The sequence below is a fragment of the Kribbella sp. NPDC050820 genome (genome assembly GCF_040653975.1).
In the GTDB taxonomy this organism is placed as follows: domain Bacteria; phylum Actinomycetota; class Actinomycetes; order Propionibacteriales; family Kribbellaceae; genus Kribbella.
The window spans coordinates 1-26,158 of sequence record NZ_JBFAHB010000061.1 but is presented as its reverse complement, the minus strand read 5'-3'; the positions used below and the strand labels follow the sequence as shown (position 1 = coordinate 26,158).

The following is a 26,158-nucleotide window of genomic DNA, read 5'->3' as shown; positions in this document are numbered from 1 at the left end:
TCTCTCACTCGCTCCCGGCGGTCGCGTCGGCCAGCGCGCTGGCGCCACCGACGATCTCGCTGATTTCCTGGGTAATTTGGGCCTGGCGGGCCTGGTTCAGGTCCCGCGTCAGCTTCTCGATCAGGTCCTGCGCGTTGTCCGTCGCCGACTTCATCGCGCGCTGCCGGTTGGCCAGCTCGGAAGCGGCCGCCTGCAGCATGCAGTAGTGGATCCGGCTGGCGACGTACTTGGGCAGCAGCGCGTCCAGCACGTCCTCGGCGGACGGCTCGAACTCGTACAGCGGCAGGACGTCGTCGGCCGCGGGGGCCTCCTGGCCCTCCACGACCTCCAGCGGCAGCAGCCGGATCACGTCGGTGCGCTGGGTCAGCATGGACACGAACCGGGTGAAGACGATGTGGATCTCGTCCACGCCGCCCTCTTCGGTCGGGGTCAGGAAGGCCTCGATCAGCGCGTCGGCGATCTCCCGGGCCCGGGCGAAGCTCGGGTTGTCGGAGTCACCGGTCCACGACTGCGCGATCTCGCGCTGACGGAAGGTGTAGTACGCGAGGCCCTTGCGGCCGCTGATGTACGGGACGATCTCCTTCTCGTCCTCGCGCAGCAGCGTGTTCAGCCGCTCACCCTCGCGGATCACGTTGGACGAGTAGGCGCCGGCCTGGCCGCGGTCGGAGGTGATCAGCAGCACCGCCGCCCGCCGCGGGTTCGGCTTCTCGGTGGTCAGCGGGTGGTCGACGTTCGAGAACGTCGCCACCGCCGACACGGCACGGGTGAGCTCACGCGCGTACGGACCGGCCGCCTGGGCGCGCTGCTGCGCCTTGACGATCCGGGACGCCGCGATGAGCTCCATCGCGCGGGTGAGCTTCTTGATCGTCGAGACCGAGGCCTTACGCTCGCGAAGCTCCCGCAGACTGGCTGGCACGGTCGATCAGCCCCGCTTCTGCCGGACGATCTGCTCCTGCTCGACGTCCTCTTCGTCCATCGCCTCGGCCGGCGCCTCGCTGCCGACCAGCAGCTGGCCGTCGGAGGTCTGGAAGGTCGGCTTGAACGCGTCCAGCGCCTCGGTCACGGCCGCGGCCGCGTCGTCGTCGAACTGGCCGGACTCACGGACGGAGTCGAGCACCTTGCTCTCCCGCCGCAGGTAGTCGAGGAAGTCACGCTCGAAGCGGAGCACGTCGTTGGTCGGGACGTCGTCGAACTTGCCCGTCGTGCCGGCCCAGATGGAGACCGTCTGCTCCTCCACCGGGTACGGCGAGTACTGCGGCTGACGGAGCAGCTCCACCAGCCGCTGACCGCGGTCGAGCTGGCGGCGCGAGGTGGCGTCGAGGTCGGAGGCGAACATCGCGAACGCCTCCATCGCGCGGAACTGGGCCAGGTCCAGCTTCAGCGAGCCGGAGACCTTCTTCATGCCCTTGACCTGCGCGGCGCCGCCGACCCGGGACACCGAGATACCGACGTCGATGGCGGGGCGGATGTTGGCGTTGAACAGGTCCGACTGCAGGAAGATCTGGCCGTCGGTGATCGAGATGACGTTGGTCGGGATGAAGGCCGACACGTCGTTCGCCTTGGTCTCGATGACCGGCAGACCCGTCATCGAACCGCCGCCGAGCTCGTCGGACAGCTTCGCGCAACGCTCCAGCAGGCGGCTGTGCAGGTAGAAGACGTCACCCGGGTACGCCTCGCGGCCCGGCGGGCGGCGCAGCAGCAGCGACATCGCGCGGTACGCCTCGGCCTGCTTGCTCAGGTCGTCGAACACGATCAGCACGTGCTTGCCCTGGTACATCCAGTGCTGGCCGATGGCCGAGCCGGTGTACGGCGCGACGTACTTGAAGCCGGCCGGGTCGGAAGCCGGGGAGGCGACGATGGTGGTGTACTCCATCGCGCCGGCCTCTTCCAGCGCGCCGCGGACGGCGGCGATGGTCGAGCCCTTCTGGCCGATCGCGACGTAGATGCAGCGGACCTGCTTCGTCGGGTCGCCCGACTCCCAGTTCGACTTCTGGTTGATGATCGTGTCGATCGCGATCGCGGTCTTGCCGGTCTTGCGGTCGCCGATGATCAGCTGCCGCTGGCCGCGGCCGATCGGGATCATGCCGTCGATCGCCTTGATACCGGTCTGCAGCGGCTCGCGGACCTCCTGGCGGTCCATCACGCCGGCCGCCTGGAGCTCGAGCGCCCGGGAGCCCTCGAGGTCCTTGATCTCGCCCAGGCCGTCGATCGGCTTGCCCATCGGGTCGATGGTGCGGCCGAGGTAGCCCTCGCCGACCGGCACCGACAGGACCTGCCCGGTCCGGCGGACCTGCTGGCCCTCCTCGATCCCGTCGAACTCACCGAGCACGACGACACCGATGTCGCGGACGTCGAGGTTCAGCGCGATGCCCTGGGTGCCGTCCTCGAACTCGAGCAGCTCGTTCGTCATCGCCGAGGGCAGGCCCTCGACGTGCGCGATACCGTCACCGGCGTCGACAACCGTGCCGACCTCTTCCCGGCTGGTTTCGGCCGGTTGGTAGGTGTTGACGAACTGATCCAGGGCGTCCCGGATCTCCTCCGGCCTGATCGTGAGCTCAGCCATTGTGTTTCCTGCTTCCTTTGACCCTTGCTGGCCTGTTGTGGCTCTAAAGGCGTTCCGACCCCTAGCGCCGCTTATGTCGTTAAGAGCCGTCAGCCCGCGATGCGCCGTTGCGCCTCGTCGAGCCTGGCCGCGATGGTTCCGTCGATCACTTCGTCGCCGATGTCCACCCGGACGCCGCCGACCACGTCGGGGTCGACGATCACGTTCAGCTGGATCTCCCGGCCGTACTGCCGGCCGAGCGCCTCGGCCAGCCGGGTGCGGTCGGCCTCGGTCAGGTCGGTGGCGACCCGCACGGTGGCGATGCTGGCGTTGCGCCGGGCCGCCGCAGCGACCTGGAACGACCGCAGCGAGGCGGCGAAGCTGCGGCCCCGCCCGTCCACCGCGCGCTCGGCCAGCCGCACCGTGGTGGCGTCGGCCTTGCTCTGCAGCAGGCCGCGGATCAGCTCCTGCCGTGGCGCCAGCGGGATGTTGCGGTCGCTCAGCTTGTCGCTGAGGGCCCGCTCCACCGCGACCACGCGCTCCAGCCGGAACAGCTCGTCCTCGACGTCGTCCAGCTTGCGCCGGTTGTCGGCGGACGCCATCTCGGCCTCGACGCTGATCAGGTCGAGCGCGTCACCGAGGTCACGGCTGGAGACCCAGCGGCCGGCCACCGCGGCGGTCAGGATCTCCAGCGCCTGGGCGGAGATCTTGCCGCTGAACAGCTGCTGGACCAGGCCGGTCTTCGCGTCCGCCGGGCGGGCCGGGTCGGTCAGGGCGCGCCGGAGCGCGCCGTTGCCGTCCAGCACCTTGGCGACCGAGAACAGCTCGGTGCCCAGGTCGTCGGAGACGGTGACACCCGCCAGGGCCTCCTCGGCCCGGGCGAGTGATTCCTGCGACGCGCCGCGCATCAGCCGTCCGTTCCGACGGCCTGACGTGCGGACTCCGACGCCTCCAGGTCGGCCAGGAAGCGCTCGACCGTACGGCGCTGGCGCGCCTCGTCCTCGAGCGACTCACCGACGATCCGGCCGGCCAGGGTGGTGGCCATGTGGCCGACCTCGCTGCGCAGCGAGGCGACCGCCTGGGCCCGCTCGGCGTCGATCTGGGTCCGGGCGTGGGTCACGATGCGCTCGGCCTCGGCGTTGGCCTGCTCACGCATCTCCGCAATGATCTGCGCACCCTGCTCACGCGCGTCCTCACGGATCTTCGCAGCCTCCTGGCGGGCCCCCGCCAGCTGCTCGTTGTACTTCTCCAGGGCGGCCTTCGCCTCGGCCTGGGCCTGCTTGGCCTCGTTCATCCCGCCTTCGATCGCCTGCGTCCGCTCGGCGTAAGCCTTCTCGAACTTGGGAACGACGACCTTGGCGAAGGCGATGGCCAGCAGGACCAGGAAGACGAAGCCGAAGATGATCTCAGCGGTGTGCGGCATCAGCGGGCTGGGGCCCTCGGCCGCAGCCTCCGTGAGCGGGAGCACTAACGTCGTCATGTCTGGGTCCTGTCAGTCAGGGGAACGGGTCAGCCGCGGAAGACGAAGGCGAGGGCGATACCGATGATCGCCAGAACCTCGGTCACACCGAAGCCGATCCAGGCGATCGACTGCAGCTTGCTCTGAGCCTCGGGCTGCCGCGCCGTGCCGTTGATCACGGCGGCGAAGATCAGACCGACGCCAACGCCCGGGCCGATCGCGGCGAGGCCGTAGCCCAGAACAGCGATGTCACCGGTGATTTGCAGAGCGATGTTGCTCATTGCGGTGTGTTCCTTTCGGTACGGATAGGGGCTATCCGGGTTTCCGTTACTACGGGTCTATGGGTACTGCGTTCGGGTGGTGCGGATCAGTGCTCTTCGGCGATCGCACTGCCGATGTACTGCGCGGTCAGCACGACGAAGATGTAGGCCTGGATGCACTGGACGAACAGCTCCAGCCCGGCGATCGCCAAGCCCATCAGCAAGGTGATGACACCGACACCTGCCAGCGCGATGCTGCCCGAGTGCAGCAGCATGTACTCGCCGCCGAGCACGAACACCAGCAGCAGGATGTGGCCGGCGAACATGTTGGCGAACAACCGCAGGCTCAGCGAGATCGGCCGCACCAGGATGTTCGAGATGAACTCGATCGGGATCATGAGCGGCATCAGCCACATCGGGACACCGGCCGGCATCGTCTGCAGCTTGAAGTAGCCCAGCACACCGTGCTTGCGGATGCCGGCGCCGTTGTAGATCACCCAGGTCATGATCGCGGCGACGTACGCCCAGCCGACGTGGCTGAAGGTCGGGAACTGGACGCCGGGCACCGACGCGGCCACGTTGTTCAGCAGGATGAAGAAGAACAGGCCGCACAGGTACGGCACGTACTTCATGTACTCGGCGCTGCCGATGGCGTCGCGGGCGATCGAGTTGCGGACGAAGTTGTACCCGAGTTCACCGGCGAACTGCAGCTTGCTCGGCACCACCGCGGCCTTGCGTGACGCACCCCAGAAGAACCAGACGATGACGACCACCGTCAGCGCGGCGACCAGCACCGGCTTGGTGAACCACTCGACACCCGAGAAGATGGGCGGAAGGTTGAAGTCTTCTGGACCGGGTGGGTTGAACTCGGTCGAAACGCCGGCGATCACCGGGTCTCCTCTCGCGTCGTGCTCAAGTCGGACGCCTTGTGGCAAAGGGCAGGGCGGCTCAGGGCATGGCGGTCAACAACGTCAGACCCGGCAAGGATCAGGACCGCGACCCGTACCGGAAGTGCAGCATCAGGATGGTGAGCCCGGCACCGAGGACGATGCCCACCGGGAGTAAGAACTGGGTGCCGAGCAGGCGATCCAACCCGAACCCGATGCCGCCGTACACCACGACACCGCCGATCAAGTAGGACAGGACCCGCCAGCCGTCGCCCGCGTTCGGGGGTGATGGCTTCGGATCCTGATGCTCGCTCATTGGCACCCGAAAGGTACCAGGAGGCAACAGACCCGGTCACATCGGTACCCGTTACGTGCACCACAACCGGGCGGTGCTTGATGATGAACTCACTCCGCTCGTTCATGCCGCTACCCAGGGTGCTCATGCGGTCACTTCCCCGTCCAGGTCGTAGATCGGGATCCGCAGCCGGGACCAGGCCCAGATCTCGCCGGCCATCCAGCCCATCACCACGACCAGCGCGCTGATGCCGAGCACGGTCAGATTCACGTGCGTGGCAAGGCTTTCGGAGTTCAGGGCGAGGGCCAGCAGGCCGCCGAAGATCGCGATCCGGCCGGTGTACGACGCCATCGCGACCGCGAGCTGCGTCGTCGGGGAGGTGCGCCGGGACAGGTGCAGCGCGAGCAGGCCCGCGCCGGAGAAGAGGACCACCGTCAGCAGGCCCAGGAGTGCGCCCCACAGACCCTCGATGCCGGCGGCGACGGTGGAAACGGCCGCCGCGTTCACGCCGACGACGAGCGCGGCGACCAGCGCGCCACGCAGCATTGCCAGCGCCGGGTGCCTGGTTGCCTGGCCGGCGACTTTCGGACTCTGAGCCGAGGAAGCCATCTGGTGGTTCCGTCCTGCTGGCGACCGGGTCTCGCGGCCCGGTCGTCGGGTGGGCGGGGTCAGGGGTGTCGCTGTTCTTTGCTGGTGCTTGTGAAAACTAGCACAAAGTCTGCACGGTCAGCAAAACGAGTCCCCTGCCGCTGTACAGGCACACCCTATCGCCAGGCCACCTGACCGAGTGGTCTGGTCCCGCCAAGAGCGTGCTCAGACCTTGGCGAGCGGTTTGCGGGAGCGGCGGCGGGGGAGGCCGGTGGTGAGCAGGACCGCGGTGACGGCGACGGCCAGGACGATGAGGGCGGTCCACCAGAACAGGACGAGGCCCAGCACGACAACGCCGTACGCGATCAGGGCGGTCCAGAGGTACATCAGGAGGACGGCGCGGCGGTGCGAGTGGCCGCGTTGCATGAGGCGGTGGTGCAGGTGGAGCTTGTCGGCGGCGAAGGGCGAGCGGCCGGCTTTGGTACGGCGGACGTAGGCCATCGTCAGGTCGAGCGCCGGGATCGCCAGGACCGCGATCGGGAGGATGAGCGGGAGCAGTGCGGGCAGCAGGCTGGAGCCGCCGACCTCGTAGGGCACTGCGTTCGGGTCCATCTGGCCGGTCAGGCTGATCGTCGACGCGGCCAGCATCAGGCCGATCAGCAGCGCGCCGGAGTCGCCCATGAACACCCTGGCCGGGAAGAAGTTGTGCGGCAAAAAGCCGAGACAGGCGCCGGCCAGCGCGACCGTGATCAGGGTCGAGGTCGTCGCCCGGTCGAGGTTCTGCTCGACGTTCAGCAGGTAGGAGTAGGTGAAGAACGCGGTCGCGCCGATCGCGGTCACGCCGGCCGCGAGGCCGTCCAGGCCGTCGACGAAGTTCACCGCGTTGCAGGAGACGAGCAGGATGCCGGCGGTCAGTACGGCGAGTTGCGCGGGCGGCGGCGAGACGACGCCGCCGGGCAGCGGCAGCCAGTACAACTGGATGCCCTGGACAACCATCACTCCGACCGCGAGGACCTCCCCGGCCAGCTTGGTGATCGCGTCCAGCTCGTACAGGTCGTCGACCACGCCGACGGCGCAGATCACCACGCCGCCGATCAGGATCGCCCGGGCGTCGTGGGCGACCTGCAGGCTGTCGCCGAGGAACGGCAGGCTGGAGGCGACCGCGAAGGCGGCGATCAGGCCGCCGAGGATGGAGATCCCGCCGAAGTACGGGATCGGGACCTTGTGCACGTCCCGGGCCCGGACCTTCGCGACGGCGCCGTACCGCAGTGCGATCTGCCGGGCCACCCCGGTCAGCAGGAACGTCGTGGCCATCGCCACGAACAGGACCAGCAGGTACTCGCGCACTAGTCTGCAGGCCTCACATCAGGGTCGTCCGGCTTCTTCTTGTCATTGTCGTCTTTCGACGGCGCTGCGTCCTTGGGCGCTTCGTCGTCTTTCGACGGGGCTGCGTCCTTGGACGCTTCGTCGTCTTTCGACGGCTCTTCTTCCTTGGACGCTTCCAGCGGTTCTTCGGTTGGCTTCTCGCCGGAATCCTGGTCGGCTGTGACTTCAGGCACGACTGCTCGGAGCTGAGCAAGCGACAAAGCACCGAGGCGTACGACGTGGGGCGTGTCGCCGGTGATGTCGACGATGGTCGACGGCTGCCCGCCGGTCGCCGTACCGCCGTCAAGGTAGACCGCGACCGAGTCCTGCAACTGCTCCTCGGCGTCGTACACATCCAGCGCGGCCGGCTGGCCGCTGAGGTTGGCCGAGCTGACCGCGAGCGGCCCGGTCCGGGACAGCAGCTCACGGGTGTTCTCGTGGTCCGGCACCCGCAGCGCGACGGTGCCCTGGGTCTCCCCCAGGTCCCACATCAGCGACGTCTGCGCGTGGCAGATCACGGTCAGCGGCCCGGGCCAGAACTCCTGGCAGAGCTTGCGTCCCGATTCGGGGACGTCGGTGGCGAGCGCGTCCAGCGACTCGACCACCGAGATCAGCACCGGCGGTGGCATGTCGCGGCCCCGGCCCTTGGCGTCCAGCAGCCGCTGGACCGCGTCGGCCTTGAAGGCGTCCGCGGCGATCCCGTAGACGGTGTCGGTCGGAAGGACGACCAGGTCGCCGGCCTCGATGGCGTCCACGGCCGCGCGGTAGGCCGGTGCCAGCTCGTCGCCGGTGAAGTCGAAGCGCTCACTCACGCACCGAATCGTGCCACTCACCGCCCCGCCCACTCCACTCGGGCTCCCGCAGGCCCGAGTTGACAAATGATTGTCAGCTTCCCGGCACGGTCGCCCAAGACGTCCTTAGGATCCCCGACATGACTGTTTTGAATTGCCGGGCCTCCGGCGCCGGCGGGTCATGGGGCTGGAACTCCCGGCCTTCCCTCGTCCCTCCAGTCGCTTCGCTCCCTCCACTCCTCAGTCCAGGCCGGGAGGCCCCATGACCCTGTCGCGGGATTTCCTGACCGGCCTGCCGAAGGCCGAGCTCCATGTCCACCACGTCGGGTCCGCCTCGCCGCGGATCGTCGCCGAGCTCGCCGCCCGCCACCCCGAGTCGCCGGTGCCGCGGGACCCGGCCGCGCTGGCGGAGTACTTCGAGTTCGACGACTTCGCGAAGTTCATCGAGATCTACCTGACCGTCGTCGACCTGATCAAGACGCCCGACGACGTCCGGCTGCTGACCTACGAGATCGCCCGCGAGATGACCGCGCAGAACCTGCGGTACGCCGAGCTGACGGTGACGCCGTACACCTCGGTGACCCGGGGGATCGCGGCCGAGGCGTTCTGCGAGGCGATCGAGGACGCGCGGGTCGCGGCCGAGAAGGAGCTCGGCATCACGCTGCGCTGGATCTTCGACATCGCCGGTGAGGCCGGGCTGCCGGCCGCCGACGAGACGCTGCGGATCGCGACGAAGATCCGACCCGAAGGGCTGGTCGGGTTCGGTCTCGGCGGTCCGGAGATCGGCGTGCCGCGGCCGCAGTTCCAGCCGCACTTCGAGGCCGCCATCGCCGAAGGGCTGCGCAGCGTGCCGCACGCCGGCGAGACCACCGGGCCGGACACGATCTGGGACGCGGTCCGGGTGCTGAAGGCCGAGCGGATCGGCCACGGCACGTCGACCATGCAGGACCCGGCCCTGGTCGAGTACCTGGCCGAGCACCGGATCCCGCTCGAGGTCAGCCCGACGTCGAACATCGCCACCCGTGCGGTCGCGTCGTACGACGTCCACCCGCTGCGGGCGATGGTCGAGGCCGGCCTGGTCGTCACGATCAACTCCGACGACCCGCCGATGTTCGGCACCGACCTGACCAACGAGTACGCCGTCGCCGCGCAGCTGCTCGACCTGGACCAGGCCGGCGTCGGCGAGCTGGCCAAGACCGCGGTCCGCGAGTCCTTCGCCGAGGACTCGGTGAAGAGCGCGTTGATCACCGAGATCGAGGAGTACGTCGCCAAGTCATAAGCCAGGTCATAGGCCAAGGCGTAGACAATCGTTTGCCGGTGGCCCCGTCCGCACGCGAGACTGCGCAGTGTGACCGGATCGCTGCGGATCGAGCTGCTCGGGCCGCTCCGCGTCGAGGTGGACGGCCGGGTCGTGGAGGCGGGGCCGCTCCGGCAACAGGCTCTCCTCGCGGTGCTTGCGCTGCGAGCCAACCGGACCAGTACGGCGGAGGAGCTGTTCGACGCGGTCTGGGCGGACCGGCCGCCGGCGAGCGGTTTGAAGGTGTTGCCGCCGTACATCTACCGGATCCGCAAGGCGCTCGGAGTGGACGGGCTGCTGGAGCGGACACGCGACGGCTACCAACTGCGGCTCCCCGCGGGATCCGTCGACCTCGACGACTTCGAGGCAGCCGCGCAGCAGGCTGAGGCGTCGCGTGCCGCCGGTGATGTCGATACTGCTGCGGCCGCCTACGCGCGAGCGCTCGACCTCCACCGCGGTGAACCGCTCAGCGGCCTGCCGGGCCAGTACCTGGCGGCGCAGCGCGTCCGGCTGACCGAGCGCCGCTACAAGGTGCTGAGTGATCGGATCGACCTAGACCTCGAATGCGGTCGCCACACTGCGGTTGTGGCCGAACTGGTGGCCGCAGTAGCCGACCGGCCCCTCGACGAACGGCTTGCCGGCCAGCTGATGCTCGCCCTGTACGCCGGTGGCCGCCAAGCCGAGGCGTTGAACGTCTATGCCCGGACGCGCGACACCTTGGTCGAGCAACTCGGAGTCGAACCGGCCCCGGAGCTCCGTGCCACGCACCAACGGGTCCTCCGCAACGAGCCGCAACCGCAGCAGACGCGTGACGAGCTCCCGTACCAAGACGCCGCCTTCGTCGGCCGGGAAGCAGAGCTGGCCGCATTGGTCGCAGCACTGACTCCCACTGTCCGGTCCGCTCCCCCGGTCGTCGCCATCGACGGCATGGGTGGCACCGGCAAGACCGCCCTGGCTGTCCGCGCCGCCCGCGAGCTGGCCGACGCTTACCCCGACGGTCTGCTCTACCTGCAGCTCCACGGACACACACCAGGCAGACAGCCGCTCGCTGTCGCGGCTGCGCTGGACCATCTGCTCGGCAGTCTCGGCATCCGACCAGATCGCATCCCGCGCGATCCGGACGGGCAGGCGGCGATGTGGCGGTCGGAGGTCGCCGGAAGACGAGTGCTCGTCGTACTGGACGATGCACTGAGTAGCGAGGTGCTGCAGCCGCTGCTGCCGGGCACGCCCAGCTGCGGTGTCATCGTGACGAGTCGGCGCCAGCTCACCGGGATCGACGCCGGCACTCGACTGCCCCTCGCCGTACTGGATGAGGTGGACGCGGCAGCGCTCCTCACGGAGATCATCGGCGCCGACAGGGCACAGGCCAGGCAGCAGGCGACACATGAGCTGGTGCAGCGGTGCGGTCACCTGCCGCTGGCCATCCGGATCGCGGCCGCGCGGCTGCGGCACCGCCCGGCCTGGACAGTCGAGCACCTCAACCAGCGTCTGTCCGCGCAGGAACGGCGGCTCAGCGAGCTGGCCGTCGACGGCCGGCGGCTGGAGTCGGCCTTCGCCTTGTCCTACGAGTACCTGAGCGACGAGCAGCAGCGGATGTTCCGCTACCTCAGCCTGATGCCCGGCCGCGACGTCGACCAGTACGGCGCCGCCGCGCTGGCCGGGGTCACTCCGGAGGCCGCCGAGCCAGTCCTCGAAGAGCTGGTCGACGCCAACCTGCTGCTGCAGCCGGCCGCCGGCCGCTTCCAGTTCCACGACCTCCTGCGCGCCTACGCAAGCCAGCTGAGCAAGCAGTACGACGAGGACGCCGTACGACGAGCCGCCAGCGGCCGCCTGCTCGAGTACTACCTCAGCACGGGCCACCGAGCCGTCTCCCAGATCACCAAGCTCCGCTACATCGACATCAGCGACCGGCAGCCCATCCCCGGGCCGGAGCTGGCTTCGTCACAGCAAGGACTCGCGTGGGGTGACGTGGAGGGTGGCAACGTGCTGGCTGCCGTCCAGCAGGCGGCCGACGGCGGCTGGGACGAGCGGAGCTGGCTGATCGCCGCCGGCTTCGCGCGGTACTTCCATGAACGCGGCCGGGTCAGCGAACGCGAGACTCTGCTCGCGCTCGGTCTCCAGGCCGCGCGCCGACTGGGCGATCCCATGGCGCAGGCGTCCGTGCTGCACGTGCTCGGGATCTTCAGCAAGGTGCAGTCCGGTCCGAAGGTCAGCCTGGAGTACCTGCGCGCCGCCGTCGAGCTGTTGCCCGACGACGCCGACCCGGTGCTGCGCATCCAGGTATTGATTGCCTTCGGCAACACCATCGGGATGATCGATCCCGGTACCGAGTCGACCGCGGCGCTGACCACCGCGCTGGAGCTGGCGCGGTCGATCGGCGACGACCGGATCGCCGGTCACGCCCTGACCGAGCGTGCCATCAAGGAGGCCGCCCGGCACGACTACCGGCAGGCGTACGAGTCGTACAAGCTGGCGATGGCCATCGCCAGGGCGCAGGACGACCAGACCCTGCAGCCGCACATCCACAACGGGACGGCCGAGGTGCTCAACGCGCTCGGCCGCCATGACGAGGCCATCGAGAGCGTCCGGCAGGGACAGGACATCGCCGATCGGGTCGGCATGCGGCACAGCCGGTCGGACGCGCTGATCCAGCTCGGCATCGCGCACCGTGCGCTCGGCCGCCTGGACGAGGCGCTGGAACTGCATGAGCAGGCGCTGAAGGTCGCGCTGGAGGTCGGCTCCCGATTCTCCATCGACGAGTCACGCATCGAGCTCGGCTACAGCCTGCTGGCCGTCGGCAGGCCGGACGAGAGCCGTGCGATGTTCGATGCGGTTCTGCAGGACTCGCAGGCCGAGCATCAAGCTCTCACCGCTGCGCGGGTTCTCGAAGGACTTGCAGCGGTCGCGGAGGCCGCCGGCTCCTACGAGCAGGCAGCGGCCTTGCTGGACGAGGCCCTGCGACGGCTGGGGTCGCTGACGCCGCTGTACGCCGCCGAGCTGCGACAACGCCGCACATCGATCATGCGGTCGGCCTAGTTCGGGTTCTGGCGGTCGGCGTGGTTCTCTAGGTGGGGTGCGCACAGTTCCACGGGTGGTGGCCGTGCTCGGGCTGTTGCTGGGCGTGGCTGCCTGCAGCGATGAGCCGGGAGCCATAGCACCCCCTGCTACCTCACCCACACCGTCGGACAGTCCATCGACGAGCACTCTCCCTCCCCCGCCGGCTCATGGTGACCTGCCGCGCGGTGGGCGCACGATCTTCCCGAAGCACCAGCTCGTCGGGTACGTCGGCCTGCCCGGCTCTCCCGCGCTCGGCCCACTCGACAAGGACCTGGACACCAAGGCGGCCCGGCTGGAGAAGCTGTCCCGTGCGTATGCCGCCGGCCGCACACCGCTGCCGGTGATGGAGCTGATCACCGTGGTCGCGAAGGCGGCGCCCGGTAAGGACGGGATGTACCGCGGCCGGCTGCCGGACGCGAAGATCCAGGAGTACCTGACGGTCGCCCGCAAGCACCGGATGCTGCTGCTGCTCGACGTCCAGCCCGGCCGGGCCAAGATCCTGCCCGAGGTGAAGCGGCTCGAGCGCTGGCTGAAGGAGCCGGATGTCGGGCTGGCCTTCGACCCGGAGTGGGCGGTCGGGCCCAACCAGGTGCCCGGCCGCGTCTTCGGCCGTACGACGGGCGCCGAGCTCGACGGCATCGCGTCGTACCTGTCGGGGCTGGTGCAGACGCACAAGCTGCCGGAGAAGGTGTTCGTGTTCCACCAGCTGTCGCCCCGGATCGTGACCGGCGAGCAGGCGCTGAAGAAGCATCCGGGCGTGGTGACGATCAAGTCGGTGGACGGGATCGGGGCCGCCGAGGACAAGCTGGAGACGTGGGGCAAGCTCACCCGGCGGCTGCCTCCCGCGGTGCACACCGGCTTCAAGCTGTTCCGCGTCGAGGACGCCCGGCACGGCCCGGTGATGACGCCGGCCCAGGTCCTCGCGCTGAAACCGCGCCCAGAGTTCGTCGTGTACGAATAGAGGATGCGGATAGCCTTCGCCGTCGCCGGTGGCCCGGGAGCAGGATCTGGCCAGGCCTAGATCCGGCGGCCCGTCGCGAACCGGTGGCGGCCGGCGAGGTCCAGCTGGTCGCGGACCTCGGTGAACAGCCCGGTCGCGGCGAATACCGCCGGCGCCGACTCGCCCTGAACGTCCGCGTGCTCGCACGCGAACCAGCCGCCGGGCTTCAGCAGCCGGCCGGCCGTCGCCGCGACGACCTTGATCTCGTCGAGGCCGTCGTCACCGGACCACAACGCCAGCGCCGGGTCGTGGTCGCGGACCTCGGCGGTGACCGATTCCCACGCAGTCAAAGGGATGTACGGCGGGTTGGAGATCACCGCATCCACCTGGCCGTCGAGCTCGGGCAGGCAGCCGTCGATATCACCCTCGTGCAGGACAGCACCGGTCCCGGCCAGGTTGCGGCGAGCCCAGACGCAGGCCTCCGGCGACAGCTCGACCGCGTGCACGACGCTGTCCGGGCGCTCGGTCGCCACCGCGCCGGCGATCGCGCCGGAGCCGGTGCACAGGTCGACGACCAGGGGCGACTCGACGTCGGCCAGCTTGTCGAGGATCCAGCCGACCATCACCTCGGTTTCCGGGCGCGGCACGAAGACACCGGGTCCGACCGCGAGCTCCCGGTAGCGGAAGGCCGCCGTACCGGTCAGGTGCTGGAGTGGCTCACGGGCGGCTCGGCGGGCGATCAACTCGTCGTACGCCTGTAATTGAGCGTCGGTCGGCTCGGCGAGGTTGAGGCGGCTGGACCCGGTGACGAAGGCGAGCAGCTCGGCGGCGTCGAAGTCGGGTGAGGCGACCCCCGCCTCCCGCAACCGAGCCGCCGCCTCGGCGACAACCACCTTCCCGCTCACTTGGAGTCGACGGCCTCGAGGCGGGCGGCCAGGTCGGCGTCGGTGAGGGCCTGGATCACCGGTGCGAGCTCGCCGCCGAGGACCTGGTCCAGGTTGTGCGCCTTGTAGCCGACGCGGTGGTCGGAGAACCGGTTCTCCGGGAAGTTGTAGGTGCGGACCCGCTCGGACCGGTCGACGGTCCGGATCTGCGACCGGCGCGCGTCCGACGCCTCCTGGTCGGCGGCCTCCTGAGCGGCCGCGAGCAGCCGGGCGCGGAGCACGCGCATGGCCTGCTCGCGGTTCTGCAGCTGGGACTTCTCGTTCTGCATCGACACCACGATGCCGGTCGGCAGGTGGGTGATCCGGACCGCGGAGTCGGTCGTGTTCACGCTCTGCCCACCCGGCCCGGACGACCGGAACACGTCGATGCGCAGGTCGTTCTGGTCGATCTCGACGTCGACGTCCTCGGCCTCCGGCAGCACCAGCACGCCGGCCGCGGAGGTGTGGATCCGGCCCTGCGACTCGGTCACCGGCACCCGCTGGACCCGGTGCACACCGCCCTCGAACTTCAGCTTCGCGTACGGCGCCTCGCCCGGCTCCGGCGTGCCCTTCGCCTTCACCGCGACGGTGATCGACTTGTACCCGCCCAGGTCGGACTCGGCCGAGTCGAGCACCTCGGTCTTCCAGTTCTGCGACTCGGCGTACTTCAGGTACATCTTCAGCAGGTCGCCGGCGAACAGCGCGGACTCGTCGCCGCCCTCACCGGCCTTGATCTCGAGGATCGCGTCCTTGTCGTCACTCGGGTCGCGCGGGACCAGCAGCAGCTGCAGCTTGTCCGCCAGCTCCTCGCGGCGGGCCGCCAGCTTGGTGGCCTCGTCGGCGAACGCCGGGTCCTCGGCCGCCAGCTCCCGGGCCGCCTCGATGTCGTCGCCGGTCTGCAGCCACTCGTCGTACGTGCGGACGACCGGCGCCAGCGCGGCGTACCGCTTGCCGACGCGGCGCGCGTTGGCCTGGTCGGAGTGCAGCTCCGGATCGGACATCTGCCGCTCCAGCTCGGCGTACTCCGCCTTCAGCGTCTGAACCGCCTCGAACATCGCGCACTCCTCCTCTCGAAACATCCAGACCGCGCCCGCCCCGCGCGAGGGGGTGCGGGTGGCGAAGCCCCCGCCCGCGGCAAGCGGAGCGCCGCCGCACAACGCGCGAAGGCGAGGTGGCCTGCGCTGTCCGCAGGCACACCTCGCCCATCGCCTTCGCCAACTACTTCTTGGCGTACCGCTTCTCGAAGCGGGCCACCCGGCCACCGGTGTCGAGGATCTTCTGCTTGCCGGTGTAGAAGGGGTGACACTGCGAGCACACGTCGGCGTGAATGACGCCGTTCTCCGCGGTCGAGCGCGTCTGGAACGTGGCGCCACAGGTGCAGGTCACCGTGGTGTCGACGTACGTCGGGTGGATGTCGCTCTTCAAGGGATCTCCTAGGTTCAGGTGCCCCGGGTCGCCCGCGGGCGCGAGCGTGAACCGGAACCGACACACCAGTTTGCCACCCAGGGGCAGCAAACTGGTAATCGAGTGCTTCTAGTTACCGTCGTCGGTACTGCGTGCCCCGCCCGCGGACGGTGTGGTCTTGTTCACCTGCAGCAGGAACTCGATGTTCGACTTGCTCTCCTTGAGCTTGCCGATCAGCAGCTCCAGGGCGGCCTGGCCGTCGAGGGCCGACAGCACCCGGCGGAGCTTCCAGACGACCTGGGTCTCGTCCTTGCTCATCAGCAGTTCCTCGCGGCGGGTGCCGGAGGCGACCACGTCGATGGCCGGGAAGATCCGCCGGTCGGCGAACTCGCGGCGCAGCCGCAGCTCCATGTTGCCGGTGCCCTTGAACTCCTCGAAGATGACCTCGTCCATCTTGGAGCCGGTCTCGATCAGCGCGGTGGCCAGGATGGTCAGCGAGCCGCCGTCCTCGATGTTGCGGGCCGCGCCGAAGAACCGCTTCGGCGGGTACAGCGCCGAGGAGTCGACACCACCGGACAGGATCCGGCCGCTGGCCGGCGCCGCGATGTTGTACGCGCGGCCGAGCCGGGTGATCGAGTCGAGCAGCACGACGACGTCGTGGCCGAGCTCGACCAGGCGCTTGGCCCGCTCGATCGCCAGCTCGGCGACCGTGGTGTGGTCGTCGGCCGGGCGGTCGAAGGTCGAGGCGATGACCTCGCCCTTCACGGTGCGCTGCATGTCGGTGACCTCTTCGGGCCGCTCGTCCACCAGCACGACCATCAGGTGTACTTCGGGGTTGTTCGTGGTGATCGCGTTCGCGAGCGCCTGCAGCACCATCGTCTTGCCGGCCTTCGGCGGCGAGACGATCAGGCCGCGCTGGCCCTTGCCGATCGGGCTGACGATGTCGACGATCCGGGTGGTGAGCACGCCGGGCTCGGTCTCCAGCCGGAGCCGCTCGGTCGCGTACAGCGGGGTCAGCTTGTTGAAGTCCTGCCGCTGCTTGGCGATCTCCGGGTCCGACCCGTTCACGGTGTCGATCCGGACCAGCGGGTTGAACTTCTCCTTGCGCTCACCCTCCTGCGGCTGCTTCACCGCGCCGGTGATCGCGTCACCCTTGCGCAGGCCGTACCGCTTCACCATCGACAGGGCGACGTACACGTCGTTCGGGCCCGGCAGGTAGCCGCTGGTCCGGACGAAGGCGTAGTTGTCCAGCACGTCGAGGATGCCGGCCGCCGGGACGAGGACGTCGTCCTCGCTGATCGTCGGCTCCGGGTCGAACCGCTCGCCGCGGCCGCGGTTGCGGCCACCGTCCCGACCGCTGTCGCGGCCGCCGGTCTGGTTCCCGTCGCGGTTGCGGTCCCGGTCGCGGCCCCGGCGGCGCCGGCGACGGCCCTCGCCTTCCTCGCCGCGGTCGGCCTGGTCCTGCCGGTTCCGCTGGTCGCCTCGGTTGTCGGCCCGGTTGTCGGCCCGGTTGTCGGCCCGGTTGTCGCCCCGGTTCTGGTCGCCGCGGTTGCCGTCCCGGTTCTGCTCGCCGCGGTCGCCCCGGTTGTCACGGTTGCGGTCGCGGTTCTGCTCGCCGCGCTCACCCCGGATGTCCCGGTTGTCGCGGTTCTGTTCGCCGCGGTCCCGGTTGCGGTTCCGGTTGTCGCGGTCACCGCGGTCGTCCCGGTCCTCACCGCGGTCGTCGCCACGGTTGTCCGCACGGCTCTCCGCGCGGTTGTCCACAGCCTGCTCGGCCTTCGGCTCGGCGACGGAGGTGCCGTTCTGCGTGGCGACCGCGGCCGCAGGCGCCTCGGCGGCGACCGCCGGCGCACTGGCAGCCGGCGCACTCGCGGCCGGCGCACTGGCAGCCGGAGCGTTGGCAGCCGGCGCAGCGGCGGCGTCCTGCTCGGCGGCGCCGTTCTGGGCGGTCTCCTTGGCCGCGGCGCGGGTCCGGCGGCTGCCGCCCTCCCGCTTGGCCGGGGCCTTGGCCGCGGGCGCCTCGTCGGCGGCCTCGTCCAGGGTCGGCTGGCTCGTCTTCGGGCGCGATCCGCCCGTCGAGCCACCCGCCTGGGCGGCCTTGATCGCCTCGATCAGCTGGCCCTTGCGCAGTGCGCCGGTGCCCTTGATGCCGAGCGTCCCGGCGAGCTGCTTGAGCTCGGGGAGCAGCATGCCCTCGAGGCCGCCTCCGGCCTTCCGGCGACGCGTCGCGGTGGTGGCCGCAGCGTCGGAACCCGGGGCCGACGAGGTGCCGGCTCCGCTGGAGGCTTCAACAGTTTCAGTCACGTGAGGTCCTTCCCACACGGATCGTCGATGACATGGAAGCCAATCGACCGTTTCATCACCCACGACCGATGCGGTGCCAGCTGTTCCGGCTGCGGCGGTCACGTGGGTACAAGAGGCTCTCGCTCGATCTGAGTCCCCTCGGACATCCCCGGCGCAGGCGGCGCAAGTTCAGATCCACAGGAGGGTCGCCACACAACACAGGGTGCCGGGAGCACAGCCCGGATCGTGACGAGAGTTCACCGATCACCTGGAGGGGATCGGGTGAGTCGAGACTAGCACCACTACGGGTCTTTCTGCTGACTCGAGGGGTACAACGCGTGTCAGTCCCGACTCATTCCCGAACGGCTCAGTGGTCTAGCCCGCCTCCATCGACCAGACCTGTACGCCGACTGGATCGATCCCCAGGTCGTGCCGGGTCCAGCCGTCCGGAGCCGGCGGCGCGCCCCGAAAGAAGCTCTGACCTGCACTTTTACCGGGTGACTGCGGGCCCGATGAGGCAGCGGCCGGATCTGGGCGGCCCAGCACGACCACAGTCGGCCCGGCGCCGCTCACGATCGCCGGCAGCCCGCTCCCCCGCAGCTTGTGCACCAGCGCCAGACTCTCCGGCATCGCTGGCTCGCGGTACTCCTGGTGCAGCAGATCCTCGGTCGCCGTCAGCAACAACTCCGGCCGCCCGGTCACCGCCGCGACGAGCAATGCAGCCTTCCCCGCGTTGGCCGCGGCATCACTGTGAGAAACGACCGTCGGCAGCAACCCGCGCGCCTCCTTGGTCAGCACGCGATTGTCAGGTACGTACGCCGCCGCAGCCAACCCGTCCACGGTGTCGAGTCGCACCGCTCGGCCCGTCTCCCCTTCAGTCCAAGCGATTGTGAACCCACCGAGCGCAGCCGCCGCCACGTTGTCCGGGTGCCCTTCGAGCTCGTTCGCCAGTACGACGAGACGCTCCCGATCCAGCGGTTCACCGGCCAGTCCGTACGCCGCCGCGAGTCCGCCGACGATCGCGGCCGACGACGAACCGAGCCCGCGGCCGTGCGGAATCCGGTTCTCGCAGCGCAAGGTGAACCCGGGCACCGAGGCGCCCAGGGCCTCGAGACCGCGACGGATCGCCTGGACCACCAGGTGCGACTCGTCCAGCGGCACCTCGCCCTCGCCGGCCCCGCTGACCTCGACCGTGACGCCGGATCCACCCGGGGTGACGATCAGGTCGTCGTACAGGGTCAGCGCCAGGCCGAACGCGTCGAAGCCGGGGCCGAGGTTCGCGCTCGTGGCCGGGACGCGGACCCGGACCTGGTCGCACGGCCGGCGGTCGCTGGTGACCTCCACCTTGCTCTCCACTGCCGGCCGGTCAGCTCAGGCCGGCGACGCGGGCGACGGCGTCGGTGTCGGCCGGGGTGACCGGTGACTCCTTCACCTTCGCGTGGTCGAGCGCGGTGTCGATGTCCTTCAGGCCGTGGCCTGTGACGGTGATCACCACGGTCGAGCCGCCGTCCAGCCAGCCTTGCGCCTTCGCGTGCAGCAGACCGGCGACGCCGGCCGCCGATGCGGGCTCCACGAACACGCCTTCGCGGGCGGCGAGCTCACGCTGCGCGGTGAGGATCTGCTCGTCGGTGACCATCTCGATCCGGCCGCCGGACTCGTCCCGGGCGGCCTCGGCCAGCGTCCAGGAGGCCGGGTTGCCGACCCGGATCGCGGTCGCCGCGGTCTCCGGCTTCTCGACGATCCCCTTCCGGACGATCGGGGCCGCGCCCTCGGCCTGGAATCCCCACATCCGCGGGGTCTTCGAGGCGAGCTTGTCCTTCGCGTACTCCTGGTAGCCCTTCCAGTAGGCCGCGATGTTGCCCGCGTTGCCGACCGGCAGCACGTGCAGGTCAGGGGCGTCGCCGAGCAGGTCGCAGACCTCGAAGGCGGCCGTCTTCTGGCCTTCCAGCCGGACCGGGTTGACCGAGTTCACCAGCGCGACCGGGTAGTGCTTGCCGAGCTCGCGGACGATCCGCAGGCAGTCGTCGAACCCGCCGTCGATGGAGACCAGCTGGGCGCCATGCACGATCGCCTGGGCCAGCTTGCCCTTCGCGATCCGGCCGGCCGGGATCAGCACCAGCGGGAGCAGCCCGGCGCGGACGGCGTACGCCGCCGCCGACGCCGAGGTGTTGCCGGTCGACGCGCAGACCACGGCCTTGTCACCGGCCTGCGCGGCCAGCGAGATCGCGACCGTCATGCCGCGGTCCTTGAACGAGCCGGTCGGGTTGTTGCCCTCGACCTTGAGCCAGACCTCGCACTTGGTCTGCTCGCTGAGCCACTGCGCGGCCACCAGCGGCGTCCCGCCCTCGCCGAGCGTGACCACGGGAGTGTCCGCCGACACCGGCAGCCGGTCCCTGTACTCCTCGATCACGCCTTGCCACTGGTGTGCCATTCGCTACTCGCCTTCTACCCGCATCACACTGCTGACTTCCCGAACGATGTCCATGTCACGCAGGGTCTCCACGGTCGCGGACAACGCGGCGTCGGTCGCGGTGTGGGTGACCACCACCAGCTGCGCGTCACTGCCCCGGCCTTCTTGCCGGACGGTCTGGATGGACACGTCGTGCTCGGCGAAGGCGTGGGCCACTGCCGACAGCACACCGGCCTTGTCGGCCACGTCCAGCGACACGTGGTAGCGGGTCACCGCGTCACCCATCGGCCGCACGGCTCGCTGGGTGTACGACGACTCGCCGACCCCCGGCACTCCCTTGAGCCGGTTGCGCGCGGCGGACACGAGATCCCCGAGGACAGCGCTGGCCGTCGGGGCGCCGCCGGCACCACGACCATAGAACATCAGCTGTCCGGCCGCTTTGGATTCCACGAACACGGCGTTGTACGCGTCGCGAACACTCGCCAACGGATGGGTGGCCGGGATCATCGCCGGGTACACCCGGGCGCTGACCGAGTCGCTCGCCTCGTCGAGCTCGCAGATCGCCAGCGACTTCACCACGCAGCCCATCTCGCGGGCCGAGGCGATGTCGGTGGCCGACACCTCGGTGATGCCCTCGCGGTGCACGTCGGCGATCGAAACCCTGGTGTGGAAGGCCAAACTGGCCAGCAGGGCCGCCTTCGCGGCCGCGTCGAAGCCCTCGATGTCGGCGGTCGGGTCGGCCTCGGCGTACCCGAGCGCCTGGGCCTCCTCCAGCGCCTCGTCGAACCCGGCGCCGGTGCTGTCCATCTTGTCCAGGATGTAGTTCGTGGTGCCGTTGACGATGCCCATCACCCGGGTCACGTCGTCACCGGCCAGCGACTCGCGCAGCGGCCGCAGGATCGGGATCGCACCGGCGACGGCGGCCTCGAAGTACAGGTCGCGCTGGTACTTCTCCGCGGCGGCGAACAGCGTCGGGCCGTCCTCGGCCAGCAGCGCCTTGTTCGCCGTGACCACGGAGGCGCCGTGCTCGAGCGCGGACAGGATCAGGCTGCGGGCCGGCTCCAGGCCGCCGATCACCTCGATCACCAGGTCCAGGTCGCCGCGCGACACCAGCGCGTGCGCGTCGGTCGTGATCAGCGCCGGGTCGACCGCGATGTCCCGCGCGCGACCGGGCCGCCGGACCGCGATCCCCGCGATCTCCAGCCGGCCGCCGACGCGGGCGGCGAGATGGTCACCCTGCTCGGTCAGGATCCGCACCACCTCGGTGCCGACCACGCCACAACCGAGCAGGCCTACCTTCAAGGGTTTGTCGTTCACTCCGCCCCCATGTCGAGCAGTAGCAGATCGTCTTCGGTCTCGCGCCGTACGACGACTCGCGTGTGACCGTCCTTGACCGCGATCACCGGTGGCCGCGGTACGTGGTTGTAGTTGCTCGCCATCGACCGGCAGTACGCGCCGGTCCCCGGTACGGCGATCAGGTCGCCGGGACGCACGTCCGACGGGACGAACTCGTCCTTCACCACGATGTCACCGGCCTCGCAGTGCTTGCCGACCACCCGGGCCAGCGTGGGATCGGTGTCGGAGTAGCGGTTCGCGAGCGTGCACGAGTAGTCGGCGTCGTACAGCGCCGTGCGGATGTTGTCGCTCATCCCGCCGTCGACCGACACGTACGTGCGGGAGGCGCCGGCGTCGAGCTCGACCTCCTTGACCGTGCCGACCGTGTAGACGGTGCAGACGGCCGGGCCGACGATCGCGCGCCCGGGCTCGATCGACACCTTCGGCACGTCGACCTGGAACGCCCGGCACTCGTGCTCGACGATCTTGCCCATCTCGGTGGCCAGCTGCGCCGGGTCGGACGGGTCGTCCTGCGTGGTGTAGGCGATGCCGAAGCCACCACCCAGGTCGAGCTCCGGCATGTCCACACCGAGCTCCTCGGAAACCCTTGCGTGCAAGGCGATCACGCGCCTCGCGGCCACCTCGAACCCGGACGAGTCGAAGATCTGCGACCCGATGTGCGAGTGCAGCCCGAGCAGTTCCAGCTCGGCCGCTTCGTTGACTCGGGCAACGGCTTCGAAGGCCGCGCCGGAGGTGATCGAGAAGCCGAACTTCTGGTCCTCGTGCGCGGTCGCGATGTACTCGTGGGTGTGCGCCTCGACGCCGGCGGTGACCCGGATCATCACCGGCGCGGTGGTGCCGCGCTCCCGGGCGAGCTCGATCAGCCGGTCGATCTCGTACAGCGAGTCGACGATGATCCGGCCGACGCCTGCGTCCAGCGCCCGGGCCAGCTCGGACTCGGACTTGTTGTTGCCGTGGAAACCGAGCCGCTGGGGGTCTGCGCCGGCGCGCAGCGCGACGGCCAGCTCTCCGCCGCTGCAGACGTCGAGGTTGAGGCCCTCCTCCATCACCCAGCGGACGACCGTCGTACACAGGAACGCCTTGCCGGCGTAGTAGACGTCGAAGTCCTTGAAGGCGTGCTTGAACGCGCGGGCGCGGGCGCGGAAGTCGTCCTCGTCCAGCACGTACGCCGGGCTGCCGTGCTCGGCGACCAGGTCCCGGACGTCGACACCGCCGACGACCAGTGAACCCTCGCCGGTCTTCTTCGCCGTGGACGACCACAGCTGCGGGACCAGGTGGTTGACGTCGCGGGGAGCACGCAGCCAGGACGGGCCGCGGTGGCCGATGTCCGCGTGCAGCGCGCCCGCCTCGTGCGCCCTCACATCCGCTCCGGTGCGGAGACGCCGAGCAGGTCCAGCCCGTTGGCGAGCACGGTCCTGGTCGCGGAGACCAGGGTCAGGCGAGCCTTGTGCACCGGCTCCACCTCCTCGTCGCCGCGCGGCAGCACGCGGCAACTGTCGTAGAACTTGTGGAACGCCGACGCGGTGTCCTCGAGGTAGCGGGCGATCCGGTGCGGCTCGCGCAGCTCCGCGGCGGTGGCGACGACGCGCGGGAACTCGGCCAGCGCGCGGAGCAGGTCGCCCTCGCGCTCGTGGCTGAGCAGGCCCGGGTCGAACTCGTCCAGCTTGATGCCGAGCTCGTCGGCGTTCCGCAGGATCGAGGCCAGCCGGGCGTGCGCGTACTGGACGTAGTAGACCGGGTTCTCGCTGACCTGGCGGGTCATCTCCTCGATGTCGAGGGTCAGCGGTGAGTCCACCGGGTAGCGGCAGAGTGTGTAGCGCAGCGGGTCGACACCGCCCTCCTCGACCAGCTCGGCCAGCGTGACGATGGTGCCGGCCCGCTTGGACAGCCGCATCTCCTCGCCGCCCTTGAGGATCTTCACCAGCTGGCCGATCAGGATCTCGATGTTGTGCTCCGGGTCGTCACCGGCACACGCGGCGATCGCCTTGAGCCGGTTCACGTACCCGTGGTGGTCCGCGCCGAGCATGTAGATGCAGACGTCGAAACCGCGCTCGCGCTTGTTCACGTAGTACGCCGCGTCCGAGGCGAAGTACGTCGGTTCGCCGTTCGACCGGATCAGCACCCGGTCCTTGTCGTCGGTGAAGTCCGTCGTCCGCATCCACAGCGCGTCGTCGGCGTCGTACAGGTGACCCTGCTCGCGCAGCTTCTCGATCGCGTGGCCGACGCCGTCCTGCTCGTGCAGGCTGCGCTCGGAGAACCAGACGTCGAAGTTGGTCCGGAAGTGCTCGAGCTGGGACTGCTGCTCCTTGAGCTGGCGCTCGTACCCGGCCTCGCGGAACGCGACCGCCTGCTCCGCCTCCGGCAGTTCGGTGATGCCGGGGACCTCGGCGACGATCTGCTTGGCCAGGTCGAGGATGTACTCCCCGTGGTAGCCGTCCTCGGGGATCGGCCGGCTGTGCGCGGCCGCCTGCAGGCTGGCGCCGAACTTGTCCATCTGGGCGCCGCGGTCGTTGATGTAGAACTCACGGGTCACCTTCGCGCCGGCCGCGGCCAGCACCCGGGCCAGCGCGTCACCGACCGCGGCCCAGCGGGTGTGGCCGAGGTGCAGCGGGCCGGTCGGGTTGGCGGAGATGAACTCCAGGTTCACCGTCTGGCCGTGCAGGCTGTCGGTGTGCCCGTACGCCGCGCCGGCGTCGAGAATCGCCTGCGCGACCTTGCCCTGGGCATCGGCCGCGACCCGGAGGTTGATGAAGCCCGGACCGGCGATCTCGACCGCGGTGATCGCATCGTCGTCCTGCAGCTTGGCGGCCAGCAGCTCGGCGAACTGGCGCGGATTCAGCCCGGCCCGCTTGCCCAGCTGCATGGCGACATTGGTGGCGTAGTCCCCGTGCTCGGGGTTCTTGGGTCGCTCGACCTTCAGCTCGCGCGGCAGCCCGCCCTCGACGGTGATGGCGCCGTCGTCGGCGAGCGCGGCCAGGGCCTGCAGGATCTTCTCAGCGAGCTGTTCCGGAGTCACTGCCTCAGCCTAATGGGCCTGCCCCCAAACCCTTGACTCACCATCCACAGCCCGGTACGCCGTCAACCGTGGGCGATCACGAAGATGCGCGCCTTGGGGGTCAGCGGTACATCCCAGGCAGCCGGCTTGCCGTCCACGGTGACTGTGAGTGAGCCACACGTGTCGCCCAGGCACTTGGCGTCGTACCGGACTCCCCAGAGGGTGAAGAACTGCGCGAGCGTCGGGCGCTCGGCGGTCGTCTTGGCCTCGACGTACACGAGGCCGTCGGTGGTGTGCGTGTGCACGGCGGCCTGCTCGGCGCGGACCCGGTCGACACCGATCCCGGCCGGGATCTGCACCTGCGCCCCGTCGACGTTGACCGAGAGGATGACGGTGTACGGCGACGGGCCGGAGAAATCGAGCGGGAGACGTTCGAACCCCGCCTTGTCGATGTACGACACCGCATCGCGGGGCGCGTCCCACGGCGGCGGCCCGGTCCGGAGCTCGGCCGGGCCGGGCGGCGCGGGACCGACCTGGCAGCCGCCGGTCACACTGCTGACGAGGAGCAGAGCGGCTGCCGTCGCACCCGCCCGGCGCCACCTGCCTGCTTTCATGAGGAGCAGGTTGCCATGAGGCGCCGGTGCAGGTGGTCGCCGGGGGTCAGCGCTCCGACGGCATCAGGAACCAGAGCACCAGGTAGATGAGGATCTGCGGGCCGGGCAGCAGGCAACTGACGACGAAGATGAGCCGCATCGTGTTCGCCGACATACCGAACCGGCGAGCCAGTCCGGCACAGACACCGCCGATCATGCGACCGTGGGACGGGCGGACCAAAGTGCTAGCCATGGGTACCGAATTCCTTTCACTGATGGGCTTACAACCACTATGACGCCGACCTGAGCGGACACGATCCCGCCGCACCGCCCTTCCAGGGTCCCGTCAGGGTCACCCCGGCCCCCACCTCCGGTACCCACCCGACGCACCGGCACCCGATTCGGGAATTCGCCGAATCTCCTGATACTGTTCTGACCGTTCCTGAGCCCCCGTAGCTCAGGGGATAGAGCACCGCCCTCCGGAGGCGGGTGCGCAGGTTCGAATCCTGCCGGGGGCGCGCGATCGATCGAGCGATTCTTGTCCGCAAACAGCGCGGACTTGGATCGCTCGCGGTGTTTTGTGGGGGCGCGGCCCCCACGCCCCGCCCGGAGGGGCTTCGCCCCCCGGACCCCCCCCCCGGGGGGGGGGGGTGGGGGGTGAGGGGTGGGGGGGGTTGTTGTTTGGGTGGGGGCTGGGGGGAGTGTTTTGTGAG

Annotated in this window: 24 protein-coding genes and 1 tRNA gene; 4 read left to right on the top strand and 21 right to left on the bottom strand. The window is 69.6% G+C overall.

What is annotated here, in order from left to right; all coding sequences use genetic code 11:
* Positions 1 to 4: 4 nt before the first annotated feature.
* The 10 genes from AB0H36_RS36115 to AB0H36_RS36070 all read right to left on the bottom strand — a co-directional run bounded on the left by AB0H36_RS36115 (position 5) and on the right by AB0H36_RS36070 (position 8,208).
* Entirely contained in the window at positions 5 to 916 is a 912-nt protein-coding gene (locus AB0H36_RS36115; protein ID WP_360534324.1) for a F0F1 ATP synthase subunit gamma, read from the bottom strand.
* Between the two features lie 6 nt (positions 917 to 922).
* Positions 923 to 2,563, bottom strand: coding sequence for a F0F1 ATP synthase subunit alpha (gene atpA / locus AB0H36_RS36110; RefSeq protein ID WP_360534322.1), 1,641 nt, complete (start codon positions 2,561 to 2,563; stop codon positions 923 to 925).
* Between the two features lie 89 nt (positions 2,564 to 2,652).
* Positions 2,653 to 3,450, bottom strand: coding sequence for a F0F1 ATP synthase subunit delta (locus AB0H36_RS36105; RefSeq protein WP_360534320.1), 798 nt, complete (start codon positions 3,448 to 3,450; stop codon positions 2,653 to 2,655).
* Entirely contained in the window at positions 3,450 to 4,022 is a 573-nt protein-coding gene (locus AB0H36_RS36100; protein ID WP_360534318.1) for a F0F1 ATP synthase subunit B, read from the bottom strand. Before AB0H36_RS36100 ends, AB0H36_RS36105 begins: the two co-directional genes overlap by 1 nt.
* A gap of 29 nt (positions 4,023 to 4,051) precedes the next feature.
* Positions 4,052 to 4,282 (bottom strand): ATP synthase F0 subunit C, encoded by a 231-nt coding sequence (gene atpE / locus AB0H36_RS36095; RefSeq protein ID WP_360534316.1) that lies wholly within the window; start codon positions 4,280 to 4,282, stop codon positions 4,052 to 4,054.
* A gap of 86 nt (positions 4,283 to 4,368) precedes the next feature.
* Complete coding sequence (atpB, locus tag AB0H36_RS36090) at positions 4,369 to 5,151, bottom strand: F0F1 ATP synthase subunit A (protein ID WP_360534314.1); 783 nt, start codon at positions 5,149 to 5,151, stop codon at positions 4,369 to 4,371.
* A gap of 97 nt (positions 5,152 to 5,248) precedes the next feature.
* On the bottom strand, positions 5,249 to 5,464 hold the full coding sequence (locus AB0H36_RS36085) for a hypothetical protein (protein ID WP_360534312.1): 216 nt from the start codon (positions 5,462 to 5,464) through the stop codon (positions 5,249 to 5,251).
* A 123-nt stretch (positions 5,465 to 5,587) separates the two neighbouring features.
* Positions 5,588 to 6,052: a hypothetical protein gene (locus AB0H36_RS36080; RefSeq protein ID WP_360534310.1), complete on the bottom strand. Its 465-nt coding sequence runs from the start codon at positions 6,050 to 6,052 to the stop codon at positions 5,588 to 5,590.
* A 204-nt stretch (positions 6,053 to 6,256) separates the two neighbouring features.
* Positions 6,257 to 7,378, bottom strand: coding sequence for an MraY family glycosyltransferase (locus tag AB0H36_RS36075; RefSeq protein WP_360534308.1), 1,122 nt, complete (start codon positions 7,376 to 7,378; stop codon positions 6,257 to 6,259).
* Positions 7,378 to 8,208, bottom strand: coding sequence for an L-threonylcarbamoyladenylate synthase (locus tag AB0H36_RS36070; RefSeq protein ID WP_360534306.1), 831 nt, complete (start codon positions 8,206 to 8,208; stop codon positions 7,378 to 7,380). Before AB0H36_RS36070 ends, AB0H36_RS36075 begins: the two co-directional genes overlap by 1 nt.
* A 241-nt stretch (positions 8,209 to 8,449) precedes the next feature.
* Between AB0H36_RS36070 and AB0H36_RS36065 the strand changes: the two genes are divergently transcribed.
* The 3 genes from AB0H36_RS36065 (at position 8,450) to AB0H36_RS36055 (ending at position 13,502) form a co-directional block, all read left to right on the top strand.
* The gene (locus AB0H36_RS36065) at positions 8,450 to 9,466 is read left to right on the top strand and encodes an adenosine deaminase (RefSeq protein ID WP_360534304.1); all 1,017 of its coding nucleotides are present in this window, start codon (positions 8,450 to 8,452) and stop codon (positions 9,464 to 9,466) included.
* Between the two features lie 69 nt (positions 9,467 to 9,535).
* Positions 9,536 to 12,520 (top strand): BTAD domain-containing putative transcriptional regulator, encoded by a 2,985-nt coding sequence (locus tag AB0H36_RS36060; protein ID WP_360534302.1) that lies wholly within the window; start codon positions 9,536 to 9,538, stop codon positions 12,518 to 12,520.
* Positions 12,521 to 12,557: 37 nt separating this feature from the next.
* Positions 12,558 to 13,502: a hypothetical protein gene (locus AB0H36_RS36055; RefSeq protein WP_360534300.1), complete on the top strand. Its 945-nt coding sequence runs from the start codon at positions 12,558 to 12,560 to the stop codon at positions 13,500 to 13,502.
* A 56-nt stretch (positions 13,503 to 13,558) separates the two neighbouring features.
* Here the strand turns inward: AB0H36_RS36055 and prmC are convergent, their stop codons facing one another.
* The 11 genes from prmC to AB0H36_RS36000 all read right to left on the bottom strand — a co-directional run bounded on the left by prmC (position 13,559) and on the right by AB0H36_RS36000 (position 25,698).
* Complete coding sequence (gene prmC / locus AB0H36_RS36050; protein ID WP_360534298.1) at positions 13,559 to 14,386, bottom strand: peptide chain release factor N(5)-glutamine methyltransferase; 828 nt, start codon at positions 14,384 to 14,386, stop codon at positions 13,559 to 13,561.
* Entirely contained in the window at positions 14,383 to 15,459 is a 1,077-nt protein-coding gene (gene prfA / locus AB0H36_RS36045; RefSeq protein ID WP_360534296.1) for a peptide chain release factor 1, read from the bottom strand. The genes prmC and prfA overlap by 4 nt, the downstream gene beginning before the upstream one ends.
* Before the next feature lie 163 nt (positions 15,460 to 15,622).
* Positions 15,623 to 15,829, bottom strand: a complete 207-nt coding sequence (gene rpmE / locus AB0H36_RS36040) for a 50S ribosomal protein L31 (protein ID WP_145813862.1) — start codon at positions 15,827 to 15,829, stop codon at positions 15,623 to 15,625.
* Between the two features lie 108 nt (positions 15,830 to 15,937).
* Entirely contained in the window at positions 15,938 to 18,112 is a 2,175-nt protein-coding gene (rho, locus tag AB0H36_RS36035; RefSeq protein WP_360534295.1) for a transcription termination factor Rho, read from the bottom strand.
* 354 nt (positions 18,113 to 18,466) lie between these two features.
* Positions 18,467 to 19,435 carry a homoserine kinase gene (gene thrB / locus AB0H36_RS36030; RefSeq protein ID WP_360534293.1) on the bottom strand — a complete coding sequence of 323 codons (969 nt, stop codon included), beginning with the start codon at positions 19,433 to 19,435 and terminating at the stop codon, positions 18,467 to 18,469.
* Between the two features lie 22 nt (positions 19,436 to 19,457).
* Positions 19,458 to 20,522, bottom strand: coding sequence for a threonine synthase (gene thrC / locus AB0H36_RS36025; protein ID WP_360534291.1), 1,065 nt, complete (start codon positions 20,520 to 20,522; stop codon positions 19,458 to 19,460).
* A gap of 3 nt (positions 20,523 to 20,525) precedes the next feature.
* Positions 20,526 to 21,818, bottom strand: a complete 1,293-nt coding sequence (locus tag AB0H36_RS36020; protein ID WP_360534289.1) for a homoserine dehydrogenase — start codon at positions 21,816 to 21,818, stop codon at positions 20,526 to 20,528.
* A complete protein-coding gene (lysA, locus tag AB0H36_RS36015) occupies positions 21,815 to 23,218 on the bottom strand; it encodes a diaminopimelate decarboxylase (RefSeq protein ID WP_360534287.1) in 1,404 nt (467 codons plus the stop codon). Before lysA ends, AB0H36_RS36020 begins: the two co-directional genes overlap by 4 nt.
* Positions 23,215 to 24,873 (bottom strand): arginine--tRNA ligase, encoded by a 1,659-nt coding sequence (gene argS / locus AB0H36_RS36010; protein ID WP_360534285.1) that lies wholly within the window; start codon positions 24,871 to 24,873, stop codon positions 23,215 to 23,217. Before argS ends, lysA begins: the two co-directional genes overlap by 4 nt.
* Before the next feature lie 62 nt (positions 24,874 to 24,935).
* Positions 24,936 to 25,466 carry a hypothetical protein gene (locus AB0H36_RS36005; RefSeq protein ID WP_360534283.1) on the bottom strand — a complete coding sequence of 177 codons (531 nt, stop codon included), beginning with the start codon at positions 25,464 to 25,466 and terminating at the stop codon, positions 24,936 to 24,938.
* 46 nt (positions 25,467 to 25,512) lie between these two features.
* The gene (locus AB0H36_RS36000; RefSeq protein WP_360534281.1) at positions 25,513 to 25,698 is read right to left on the bottom strand and encodes a PspC domain-containing protein; all 186 of its coding nucleotides are present in this window, start codon (positions 25,696 to 25,698) and stop codon (positions 25,513 to 25,515) included.
* 193 nt (positions 25,699 to 25,891) lie between these two features.
* Between AB0H36_RS36000 and AB0H36_RS35995 the strand changes: the two genes are divergently transcribed.
* Positions 25,892 to 25,963 (top strand) — tRNA-Arg (locus tag AB0H36_RS35995).
* Positions 25,964 to 26,158: the final 195 nt, after the last annotated feature.